The organism is Gilvibacter sediminis, from assembly GCF_028561565.1.
In the GTDB taxonomy this organism is placed as follows: Bacteria; Bacteroidota; Bacteroidia; order Flavobacteriales; family Flavobacteriaceae; genus Gilvibacter; species Gilvibacter sediminis.
This window is the reverse complement of record NZ_JAQQTE010000004.1, coordinates 388,263-400,910: the sequence shown is the minus strand read 5'-3', so window position 1 is coordinate 400,910 and position 12,648 is coordinate 388,263. Positions and strand designations below refer to the sequence as shown.

Genomic DNA, 12,648 nt, shown 5'->3' with positions numbered 1-12,648 from the left:
TAATTTTGAACCGCAAACAATAAACAACTTAACCTCACACAAATGATGTTCATTTTAAATGCCCCCAAAAATGAAGACAATTACTTCAAAGCGAATCTTAGGATTCCTATTTGTAGGAACGATGTTCCTATTTCAATCGCAAATTCAAGCGCAAACCGTTTTACACCAAACCGGATTTGAATCTGGCACCGATGGTTGGACAATAACCGGAGGATCACGAGCAGCGAGTACTTCTTATGCCTATGCAGGCAGTTGGAGTATTCAGTTATTCGGAAACACCACCAATATGGTGTCTCCTGGATTAGCACTCGCCTCCTATGATAAGGTAGACATCCGTTTCCACTTTGTGAATCGTGGGATTGATACTGGAGAGACCTTGATCCTTGAGTACCGTCCAGATGCGGTAAGTTCATGGCAAGTATTAAATTCGTATCGATCTGGAAATGTATCTAGTAAAGATTCAGATTTTCAGTACAATGCACCTTCTAGTGTAGACTACACGAAGATCTTCAGCATTTTTGCGACAGATTATACCTTTCCGATATTGGCGACAGGCCAGTTTCGTCTGCGTCCAAATGCCGATGCTACTACAGATTACATCCACATAGATGAAATCACCATCACTGGAACGACCTATAATGTCATTTCAACTGGACCTGGTGGAGTTACTAGCGGCTTAGAATTGTGGTTGCAAGCCGATAAGGTTGACGGTTCTGGGGTTGCGACAAACAACACAGACTTAAATTCTTGGCAAGATACCGGTAAAGGTAACGACGCCAATACCATGGTAAGCACCCAAGCACCAGTATACAAGAATAACGCGACAGACAATATTAATTTCAATCCTGTGATTGAGTTTAGCAACTCCTCTGCTACCTCCAGCTCAGACATGGGTTATTTAACAGCACGTGACGAATTGACCGGAACAGGTGGTTTTTACAGTCATGACATCTTTATGGTGGTAACACCAGATGAGCCTATTACCAATACCATGATCCCCCTTGATACATTTACTGGCAAGGATCCTACCGGTACCACAGCTCAGGAAGATGTGACTGGATTCGGTTATGGGGCATATACTAACCGCTTTACCAATGAGTACTTTGCATACTGCATTGGTACCACCTCTGGTCCGGGCAATGGCTACGGACGTGGTGACCTTACTTTCAATGTTGATTTGAACAATGTTGGAATTATCAATGCACGTCACAACGCAGTATCCGGTGCAACCGGACAAATGGTATACTTTAATAATATTGACATTGGGGATAGTGAGTCTGATTCTGCCGACTTTGCGGAGATCTCTAATCAAAAATACTATATCGGACGCAGTCAGTATTGGAATGGAAGTTTTGGTGGCCGTATTGCGGAAATCATCACCTACTCCTCTACAAATGCTGACGGTTCTGCATCAGATGCCAGAAACAGAATTCAATCCTATTTAGCGATCAAATACGGAATCACCTTAGGTGTAAACGGAGTTTCTCAAGACTACGTAGACTCTAGTGGTAACTTGATTTGGGATCAATCTGAAGCCTCCGCAGCATTTAATTATGACATTGCAGGAATTGGACGCAGTGATGCTGCCGGATGGCAACAAAAACAGTCCAAATCTATTAACGACAATACAATGATCACCATGGGAATCACGGATATTGCTACTACTAACAGCAGCAATACCAACAGTATTCCTGTTGATGAATCCTATTTAGTTTGGGGTAATAACAGCGGAAGTTTGACAGCTGCACCTGCGGTTAATGTTGACCTAAGTGCTAGTATTCCTGGGCTTTCTACGCCTGTGGAGTTTACTTCTATTTCACGTACTTGGAAAGTAGTAGAGTCTGGTGGAGACGTACCAGAGGTTACTGTTTCTGTACCTGAAATTTCATTATCTGCTACCCTTACCCCGCCGGGTAGCTACCTGATGTTTATCTCAAACACACCATCTTTCAGTCCAACTTCTGAGTACAGAATCATGACCCTCAATGGTTCTGACTTAGAAACAAGTTATGATTTCAACGGAACCAAGTACATTACCTTTGGGTATGCACCGCAGTACATTTATGAGCGCTCCGTTGATTTTGACGGAACTGCAGACTATTTGGATGCAGACGATGTTGCTGATATCAATTCGGCCTTCAGTATGTCGGCATGGATCAAAACATCTGCCAGCAACACTGACGCTGATATCATTTCTAAGCGTGACGCTGCCCCATTTACACAGGGTTACGCGCTAAGAATTGATGGTTCTGGACAATTACAAGCAACTTGGACAAACAATCTTGGACTCGTCCAATCGGTGTCCTCTAATACCGTCCTAACAGACCATCCGGATGAATGGCACCATGTAGCCGTGATCTTTGACGGATCAACAGCTTCCCTGTATATTGACGGCGTATTTGACAGTGCTTCCCTAACGCCATTTGGTGCTCCGGTTGGAAACTCACAACACCTAATGGTTGGTGCAGCAGATTATCTATCTCCTCAAAACTTCTTTGATGGAACGATCGATGAAGTGCGTATCTGGAGACAAGCGTTGACTGTGCAGCAGCTGCGCTACATCATGAACCAAGAGCTTTACGAGCACACAGATAACTCTGTAGACGGTACCATTATACCTCAGAGTATCACTTTAAATGAGGTGGAATCGATTGATTGGCCGAACCTGATCGTATACTATCCGATGAACGTATACACCTTTACTAATATCAATGACAGCTCAGGAAACAACAATGTCGCCGCTATTAAAAACTTGGACACAGTAGATTTCCAAACAGCTCCACTTCCATATGAGACCGCCAGCGATGGAGATTGGACGGACCCATCTACTTGGACCAACAACAGTGTTCAGTATTTGCCACAGTCTGCCTCTATTGTAGATGGCACAATCATCGGATGGAACGTTGTGGACATCAACCATGAGGTTACCAGCTCGTCAAATACGACTGTACTCGCCGCCATGGTAGATTCAAGCGCTTCTTTGATCATGGATAACGAGAATAAATTAGAAGTGTCTCACTATTTTGAATTGGACGGATTCCTTGATCTTCAAGGAGATTCTCAACTGGTACAAACTGCCGGATCTGATTTGGAAGTGACCAGTTCTGGTTATATGGAACGCGGTCAAGGAGGTACAGCAGATCTTTATACTTACAACTACTGGTCTTCACCAGTAGGTAGAAACAATGCATTTACACTAAACTGGGACTATAAGGTTAACAACCGCCTACGCGATGGATCTTCAAACATCAACTGGGTATGGGGTTATGATGGAGCGGCTGGTTCGCCGGTAAGTCTATCAGCCCGTTGGATCTTCCGTTTTGAAGATGGTCCTGTTGGAGATTACGACTCTTGGGAGTTTGTAGGACCTTACCAATATTTTAGTGTAGGTCAAGGATTTACCATGAAAGGCCCGGGAACCGGTGGTGTTACTGACGTACAGAACTACACCTTTACCGGGAAGCCTAATAATGATCAGACCAGTCACGAAATTCAACTGAGTATTTCAGCGAATAACAACTATTTAGTAGGTAACCCATTCCCTTCTGCACTAGATGCCAATGACTTTATTGCAGATAACCCCCACTTGGATGGTACCCTCTATTTCTGGGAACACTTTGGAGGTGGTTCACACTTCTTGGCTGAATATCAAGGTGGATATGGTATGTACAACCTATCTGGAAGTGTAGCGGCTACGAGTCACCCAATGGTAAGTGACGCAGGAGCTTCTACAAAATCACCTGGTCGTTATGTTCCTGTAGCTCAAGGTTTCTTTGTAGCTGCAGATAGTGACGGAACCATCAACTTCAACAACAGTCAACGTAATTTCGTGAAACTTGGAGGATCTTCAGTATTCATGTTTACTGACGATACGTACACTGGAGGAACTCCTACTACAGGAGATGATCCTACAACAACTGGCGAGCCAGACGATACACAGTTTGACGCACCAGACACACGAACCAAGTTGCGTATTGGATTTGATTCTCCTATAGGAATGCACAGACAACTGTTGGTGACCTTTGATAACAATACCACGCTTGGTTTTGATAGAGGCTATGACGGAAAGGTCTTTGACGAGCAAGCAGAAGATATGAATTGGTTGATCGACGACACGCGTTACGCCATTCAAGGTATTCCAGTGGTAGAAGGAAAAGGAAGTGTAAGACTACCTTTATATGTGAAGATCGAAGAATTCGGTGAGATCACTATAGGTCTAGACGGGGCTGAGTTCCTTGGAGAGAAACTCATTCCTTACCTACACGATAAGGAGACCGACACCTTTGTAGATCTTCGTTCTGACTATTTCACAACTTTGATGGAGCCTGGAATCTATGAGAACCGATTCCAAATGGTATTCCGTAAAACGGAACGTCAAGTGGATCAAGTTGCCAGCAAGCAAGTGAATACGGTAGCAGCAATGCACGCTAAGAGCACACAGCAAGTAACGGTATTCGCTAAAGAACAAGAATTAACTATAAAACAAGTAACGGTATACTCTATTCTTGGACAACAAATTGGAACTTACCAATTTGCAGGTAATGCTTCACAAGTGAGCTTCCCTTCCACGCTGATGAGTACCGGGACATACATCTTACAAATTACAACGGACAAAGATGTTCAAACAACTAAGATTTTAATTGACAAACAGTAGATTGCTTAGACAAAGCAAGTAGTTTTTCCTAACGAGAAGGGAGCCCTGTAACGAGGCTCCCTTTTTTTATCAACAAATAGCACGTGTAGGAAACCTCTGTAATAATTACGGTTTAAACACGCAAAAACACCGTTTATCAACACATTTTTTCGACGAAATGCACATTTTTAACGATTAAAATGTTAAATCGACTGCTTTTTTTTATATGTTTGTTTAAGAATCTGTTACAGAAGACCCCAAATCGACCTGTGGCTTAATCTACTAGCTTATGGAAAAAACTACTTCGACCAACCGAGGTGTCGCATTCGCGATACTTACTTTTTGTTTGATCTTTACGCCAATTTTAATGGCGCAGACGGTCATCCACCAAGCGACTTTTGAGTCAGGATTGGATGGCTGGAATCTTACCTCAAACGCGAGTCGTCAAAACGACATTACTTTCGCAGCTCAAGGCAACTACTCCTTGAGGATCCAAAACAGTAACGGTGAGATAAGAAGTCCTCAATTTGCACTTAATGCATATGACAAAGTGGACTTGGCTTTTAGATTCACCAATAACGGATATGACACGGGAGAGACCTTTGATGTAGAGTACCGACCAGACAGTTCGAGCTCTTGGAGCATTATAGGCAGCTTTGTCGCTGGAAACGTGGCAGATAAATCTGCAGACTTCAGTAATGGCGTTCCCTACATAGACTACGCCAAAACAGTTACTATCTTCAAAACAGATTTCACCTTCCCGAGCTCGGCTACGGGACAATTCCGTTTTTCAAGTAATTCAACTTGGAATGGCGATCGTGTTTATATTGATTATGTAACCATCACAGGAACTACTTACAACACTTCAATCACAGAAGGTCCTGGAGGTATTAACACAAATCTGGAGTTGTGGTTACGCACAGATCGAGTAGACGGAAGCGGCTCCATTGCCAACAATACGCCTTTAACGACCTGGGAAGACTACGGAAAAGGAAACGATGCGAACGTTCTAGAATCTTATCAAGCGCCAACCTATTACGACAACAGCACCAACAATATCAACTTCAACCCAGTGCTTTCCTTTAGCAATGACAACAACTTGTCTGGAAGCGACATGGATTACTTAGATGACAAGGACGAAATGGCCGGTACCGGTGGTTTTTACAGCCATGATATTTATATGGTTGTCACTCCGGACCAAGCCGTCACCAATGGTATGATTCCATTAGACACCTTCACGTCAACGGATCCAACAGGTCAGACTTACCAAGAAGACGTAACCGGATTCGGTTATGGAGCCTACACCCAGCGTTTTACTGGAGAGTACTTTGCCTACTGCATCGGAACAACCACAGGAGCTGGTGACGGATATGGAAAAGGAGATCTCGACAATACTATCGACTTAAATCAAGTCGCTATCATTAATGCACGCCACAACAGCACCAGTTCTCCAACGGGTCAAAACGTATATTTCAACAATATTGAGATCGCTGAGTCAGAATCAGACGCCGGAGATTTTGCAGAAGTGTCTAATACCAGATATTGGTTAGGACGCAGTCAATACTGGAACGGTAGTTTTGGTGGTAGAATCACTGAGGTGATCACCTACTCTGCAACAAACACAGACGGTTCCATGACCGATAATCGTAACAGAATTCAGTCTTACCTTGCCATTAAATATGGGATTACCCTTGGTGTTAATGGTGTTTCACAAGACTATGTGGATTCAAACGGAAACGTGATCTGGGATCAATCTTCAGACGGCGGAGCCTTTAACTGGGACATCGCTGGTCTTGGACGCTCTGACGCTGCTGGTCTTATGCAAAAGCAATCCAAGTCTGTAAACGCTAATACCTTAGTGACCATGGGTATGGCCAATATTGAAGCGACAAACAACGCCAACAGCGTTGATCTGACCGTTGATGAATCTTATTTGGTTTGGGGTCATGACAATACAAGTCTCAATGCCGTAGCACCTATCATCGTTGATATGAGTGATGGTGTTCCAGGCTTGACCACCATTGTAGAATTTACCTCTGTAGAACGTACCTGGAAGGTGGTTGAGACCGGTGGAGATGTACAGAAGGTAGAAGTTTCTGTTCCAGAAGCACAATTGGCTGCAACTTTGGACCCGCCCGGAGAGTATTTGATGTTCATCTCGGACACTCCGACTTTTAACCCGAACTCAGAATATCGCATCATGCGTTTAAACGGAGGAAACCTAGAAACTACTTACGATTTCAACGGTACTAAGTACATTACCTTTGGATATGCTCCAGAGAATATCTACGTACGTTCTGTTGATTTTGACGGAAGCGTTGATTATATGGATTCTGACGATTATTTAGACCTCGACTCAGATTTCACACTATCTGCTTGGGTTAAACGTGACGCTGGCACAGACAGAGATATTATTTCTAAGCGTAATTCTGCTCCTTACACAGAAGGCTATGCTGTAAAGATTGACGGAAGCGGACACGCCCAAGCCATGTGGACCAACAGTGGCGGAGCTGTACAGAGCTTGACGTCATCTGTAGAGATACCAACAGACGAGTGGCACCATATTGCCGTGAGCTATGACGGGACCAACGCGCGTATCTACATTGATGGAGTTCTGGATGTAACAGGACCTATGGATTCACCGGTAGGCAACTCACAGCACTTTTTGATCGCAGCGGCAGACTACGAGAATCCGACCAATTTCTGGGATGGAGGTATTGATGAAGTTCGCGTTTGGGACACCACTTTAAGCGTAAATCAGATCCGATTCATCATGAATCAAGAGATCATTGAACATTCAGACAACACAGTGACCGGTAGTATCCTACCTCAAAGCATTTCTTTGAATGAGGTTTCTACAATTCCATGGGGTCAGCTTATGGCTTATTACCCGATGACAACCTATACTTTTACCAACATTAAGGACGAATCTGGAAACGGCAACACTGCTGCTATTAAAAACTTGGATACTGTAGATTTCCAAACGGCTCCACTACCCTATGAAACAGATGCCGATGGCTCTTGGGACGATGCAAGCACTTGGATGAACAACAACGTATTGTATCTACCCGGTTCATTATCTATTGTAGATAACACTACTCCGATCGATTGGACGATCTCTAGAGTAAATCACGATCTTACAGCTAGTACAAACACTACCGTATTGGGCGTATTTGTAGATGCTAGTGCTGAGATCCTTGTGGATAACAACAATAAGTTTGAGGTTTCACATTACCTAGATCTAGCTGGTTTTATTGACCTTCAGGGAGAATCACAGTTGATTCAAACCCAAGGAAGTGACCTAGAGGCCAACAGTGCAGGATATATTGAGATCGACCAAGGAGGTACGGCAGACACCTATACCTACAATTATTGGAGTGCGCCTACTAGTACCCTGTCGGGAGCGAGTATCAATGTAACTTTTAACATTAATCGCGTCCTGCGTGACGGTACGGACGTGAGCAATCCTGTGTACGTGAATTGGGTGGGTGGTTATAACGGTGCGCCAACCACACCAATCTCCCTTTCTGACTTCTGGTTGTTCAAATATGACAACCACCCTATCGGAGATTACAGCTCATGGCAGTATCTCGGGCAATGGGGTTCTTTAGAAGCTGGACAAGGATTCACCATGAAAGGCCCAGGATCTGGATCCGTTACAGATATCCAGAACTACACATTTACCGGGAAACCTAATAATGATCAAACAGGATACGAGATCCAACTGGCTATTAACGGAGGGAACAACTACTTGGTAGGTAATCCGTTTGCCTCGGCTTTGGACTCTCATGATTTTATCGCCGATAACCCACACCTAGACGGTACCTTGTACTTCTGGGAACACTGGGGAGGCGGATCGCACATCTTAGGAGAATACCAAGGGGGTTACGCCATGTATAACCTTTCTGGAGGTGTAATGGCAACCAGCCACCCTGACGTAAGTGCGGCAGGTGTTCCTACTAAGACTCCAGGGCGTTATGTAGCGCCGAGTCAAGGTTTCTTTGTTGCTGCCGACACCAACGGTACCATTGAATTCAACAATAGCCAGCGTAATTTTGTACGCTCCGGTTCGAGTTCTGTATTTGTCTTTACTGATGATACTTATGCCGTTCCATCAAGCCCGACAACAACGACCACTTATAGCGAACCAGACGACAGTGATCTAGACGCGCCAGATATGCGCCCTAAGTTGCGTATCGGTTTTGATTCGCCAAAGATGTTACACAGACAATTGTTATTAACCATAGATCCGAACACTACTCTTGATTTTGATCGCGGTTACGACGGACGTTTATTTGACGATTTGATCGAAGATCTGAACTGGGATATTGCAGGAGAGCGTTTTGTGATCCAAGGAATCCCGATGATAGATGGAAACAGCAGTACTGTACTTCCACTCATTGCTGAGATCGCTGAAAGTGGTGAATTCACCATTGGTCTTGACCAAGCGCAAAACTTGGGTGAAAAGATCATCCCTTATTTGCGTGATAAGGAGTTCAACATCTACACCAATCTATTGGAAGATGTTTATACTGGAACTATAGAGGCCGGTATGCATCCGGATCGCTTTGAGATCATCCTGCGTAAAACACCTCGCAATCAAGATGCTGACACCAGCATGAAAGTTGCGGAGTCTGCAGTGTACGCTATGCACCAAAAGCAAGCAGCTCAGGTAAGCGTAATTGCCAAAGAGGCTGATGAAACCATCTCGACAGTTGAAGTCTACTCTATTTTAGGTCAGTTCATCGGGCGCTACAACTACAGTGGAACCAATCCGCAAGAGGCATTCTCCTCTGCTAATATGGCAACTGGAACGTATATCCTAAGAACCACCACTAACACGGGAACACATACCGTTAAAATATTGATAGAGAAGTAGTTTAAATTTTAATTCATATCCAAAAGGCGGGAATCGAGAGGTTTCCGCCTTTTTATTTTCTTACGACCCTGTTAAAGCCACTCAAATCCGATTCGATATTTTGTAACTTTATCCTTTCTAATTCGTCATATAACGCAATTAAAAGCCTTAACCATGTTTTCATTATTCCGTGAGAATGTTCGAATTGCGATGGATTCCATCCGCAGTCAACTCCTTAGAACCATTTTAACGGTAGTGATCATTGGAATAGGTATTTGGGCGCTCGTAGGTATTCTAGCCGCCGTAAAGGCCCTAGAAAACACCATATCGAGCGACTTTGCTTCCATGGGAGCAAACTCCTTCAACATTCAGCGTTATGACTTTACTTCTCAAGGAAGACGCGGAGGAGAACGCCAAAAGATCAATCCGATCATCAGCTATCGGGACATCAAAGAATTTCAGGACGCCTACAACTACCCTTTTACACGCACCTCGGTATCCTTTAGAGGAACCAGTCGTGCGGAAGTGCGCTATGAAGGCAACAAGACCGATCCAGAAGTACAGGTGTATGGAGTGAATGAGAACTATCTGAACAACACCGGTACAGAAGTAGAAAAAGGACGTGACTTCAATGTATTTGATATTCAGAATAACGTCAATGTTTGTCTGCTTGGGTCAGATTTTAAAAAGACTTTATTTGAAGGGACTGATCCCATTGGTAAAACCCTGAGTATTCGCGGGGTGAAATTTAAAGTGATCGGTCTATTAGAATCTAAAGGAGCGACTTTCGGGAACAATCAGGATCTCAAGGTGCTCATCCCGATTCAACAAGCCCGAAGCATTTATACGGCTCCTAACATCACTTATACCATTAGTGTAATGGTAGACGACAAAGAATATTTAGAAGGCGCTCAGAGCGACGCTATTGTCACTTTTAGAAATGTGAGAGGCCTGTCCCCTGTTGAAGAAAACAATTTTGGACTGGAACGCAGTGAGGATCTGATCAACAGGATTTCTGAAATCACTGGTGTTTTAGAGTTTGCAGCTTGGTTCATCAGCGCCATTACCATCTTTGGTTCTCTTATTGCCTTGATGAATATTATGCTTGTATCGGTTACGGAACGCACACGAGAGATCGGTGTTCGTAAAGCCTTAGGTGCAAAACGATCCACCATAGGTACTCAGTTTTTAATGGAGACCGTTGTGATTGGGCAGTTGGGAAGTATCTTGGGTATTCTATTGGGCTTGGGTACTGGTTTGGCCTTTGCCAAACTTGCAGATTTTAACTTCAGTATCCCTTGGGGCGCAGTGATCGCGGCTACAATTATTACGTTTTTAGTAGCGGTTATTGCCGGTTCCTATCCAGCGATGAAAGCTGCGCGTTTAGACCCTATAGAAAGTCTGCGCTACGAATAAAGTCAATCTCAACTATTCAATGAGGTAATTTTAATTAAGTTATTGTAAAACAATTACTTAATAAGACTATTTAATGCCTCAAACAAGTCTTTGTTAGCAATAACAGCCCCTTGCTGGATCAATCCGAAAATCTGTTGATTTCTTTCTTCTCCAAGAGTCTTTGTTCCGGTTTGTAGTTGAACACCATCGTCTTGAATATGGTCTAACAACCATTGACGGCCTTCCAGCTGAGTGAGGTCTGCTACTCCAGATGGAATTCGCGCATGGATCATGCGCATTTGCTCTGACTCAATAGCAATACAAAACACTTGATCTGCACTGGCATTTTCTAAATACTTAGCAGCATTGAGTGCGCCTTCCCAAACCAGATCGCTAAAAACATCCAACTCGGCTTCTGCAACCTCAGGCTGCTGTGTTTTAAGTTGCTGCCATTCATCCGCAGTTATACTTTGTGTAGCCAAAAAGCGGGTGAACTCTTCTTGAAGCTCCTCAAACTGTTCCTTGGTAAGTCTTGTGTATTTCATCTTGTCAAAAAAAAAGGCCTTCTGTGTACACAAAAGGCCTCTTACTTATTGTTGAAGGCTAATTAGCTCTTAGCCTCTGCTACTACGTCAAAAGTCAAGTTAGCAATCACGTCTCTATGGAAACGTACTTTAGCTTCGTATTGCCCAGTACGCTTGATGTTTCCACCAGCTACAGAGATGAATTTCTTCTCGATGCTCACTCCAGCTTTTTCCAAAGCTTCTGCAACGTCTGCGTTGTTTACAGAACCGAAAAGTTTATCTCCTTCACCAGCTTTAGCAGTGATCTTTAACTCAAGGCTGTTTAATTTGTCAGCCTCTTTAGTTGCTTCATCAACCAACTTCTGCTCTTTGTAAGCACGTTGCTTCAAAGTCTCTGCCAATACTTTCTTAGCAGATGAAGTGGCTAGGATCGCATATCCTTGAGGGATCAGGTAGTTTCTACCGTATCCGTTCTTTACAGTAACGATATCGTCTGTAAACCCAAGATTCTCTACATCTTTCTTTAATATAAGTTCCATGACCGTACTGTATTATTTTAATAGATCCCCTACGTATGGCATAAGTGCAAGGTGACGTGCTCTTTTCACAGCAACAGCCACTTTACGCTGATACTTCAAAGAAGTACCTGTCAAACGACGAGGAAGTAATTTACCTTGTTCATTCACAAACTTCATCAAGAAGTCTGGGTCTTTATAATCGATGTACTTAATTCCAGACTTTTTGAAACGGCAGTATTTCTTTGCCTTTGTAGTCTCGATGTTAAGCGGCGTCAAATAACGGATTTCACCGTCTTTTTTGCCTTTTGCTTGTTGTTCAATGCTAGACATGATTAAGCGGTTTTAGCGTTACGTTTTCTTCTCTTCTCTGCCCATGCAATAGCGTGTTTGTCTAAACGCACTGTCAAATAACGCATAATGCGCTCGTCACGTCTAAACTCCACTTCTAATGGGTTGATCACTTCACCAGGAACGGTGTACTCGAACAAGTGGTAAAAACCACTTTTCTTGTGTTGGATAGGATAAGCAAGCTTCTTAAGCCCCCAGTCCTCTTTTGAAATCATCTTAGCTCCGCCAGAAACCAAAAAATCTTCGAATTTCTTTACTGTTTCCTTTATCTGCTCTTCAGATAAAACGGGATTCAAGATGAAAACAGTTTCGTAATGATTCATACTTTGTGTTTGAATTAAATTTAAGTCTCTTGTTAAAGAGGGGGCAAAA

7 protein-coding genes are annotated in these 12,648 nt (G+C 43.4%); 3 read left to right on the top strand and 4 right to left on the bottom strand.

All coding sequences use genetic code 11. The annotated features are described in order from the left end of the window. Positions 1-70: 70 nt before the first annotated feature. The 3 genes from POW22_RS09090 (at position 71) to POW22_RS09080 (ending at position 10,907) form a co-directional block, all read left to right on the top strand. Complete coding sequence (locus tag POW22_RS09090) at positions 71-4,654, top strand: DUF8202 domain-containing protein (RefSeq protein WP_272832341.1); 4,584 nt, start codon at positions 71-73, stop codon at positions 4,652-4,654. A gap of 268 nt (positions 4,655-4,922) precedes the next feature. Beyond that, on the top strand, positions 4,923-9,512 hold the full coding sequence (locus POW22_RS09085) for a LamG domain-containing protein (RefSeq protein ID WP_272832340.1): 4,590 nt from the start codon (positions 4,923-4,925) through the stop codon (positions 9,510-9,512). A 153-nt stretch (positions 9,513-9,665) separates the two neighbouring features. Then, the gene (locus POW22_RS09080; RefSeq protein ID WP_272832339.1) at positions 9,666-10,907 is read left to right on the top strand and encodes an ABC transporter permease; all 1,242 of its coding nucleotides are present in this window, start codon (positions 9,666-9,668) and stop codon (positions 10,905-10,907) included. A 53-nt stretch (positions 10,908-10,960) separates the two neighbouring features. Here POW22_RS09080 and POW22_RS09075 read toward each other — a convergent pair whose 3' ends face one another. The 4 genes from POW22_RS09075 to rpsF form a co-directional block, all read right to left on the bottom strand. After that, positions 10,961-11,431 (bottom strand): DUF6495 family protein, encoded by a 471-nt coding sequence (locus POW22_RS09075; protein ID WP_272832338.1) that lies wholly within the window; start codon positions 11,429-11,431, stop codon positions 10,961-10,963. A gap of 62 nt (positions 11,432-11,493) precedes the next feature. Next, positions 11,494-11,949: a 50S ribosomal protein L9 gene (rplI, locus tag POW22_RS09070; protein WP_272832337.1), complete on the bottom strand. Its 456-nt coding sequence runs from the start codon at positions 11,947-11,949 to the stop codon at positions 11,494-11,496. Between the two features lie 12 nt (positions 11,950-11,961). Further along, positions 11,962-12,261 (bottom strand): 30S ribosomal protein S18, encoded by a 300-nt coding sequence (rpsR, locus tag POW22_RS09065; RefSeq protein ID WP_272832590.1) that lies wholly within the window; start codon positions 12,259-12,261, stop codon positions 11,962-11,964. Next, positions 12,261-12,599: a 30S ribosomal protein S6 gene (gene rpsF / locus POW22_RS09060; RefSeq protein WP_087525154.1), complete on the bottom strand. Its 339-nt coding sequence runs from the start codon at positions 12,597-12,599 to the stop codon at positions 12,261-12,263. Before rpsF ends, rpsR begins: the two co-directional genes overlap by 1 nt. Positions 12,600-12,648 lie beyond the last annotated feature (49 nt).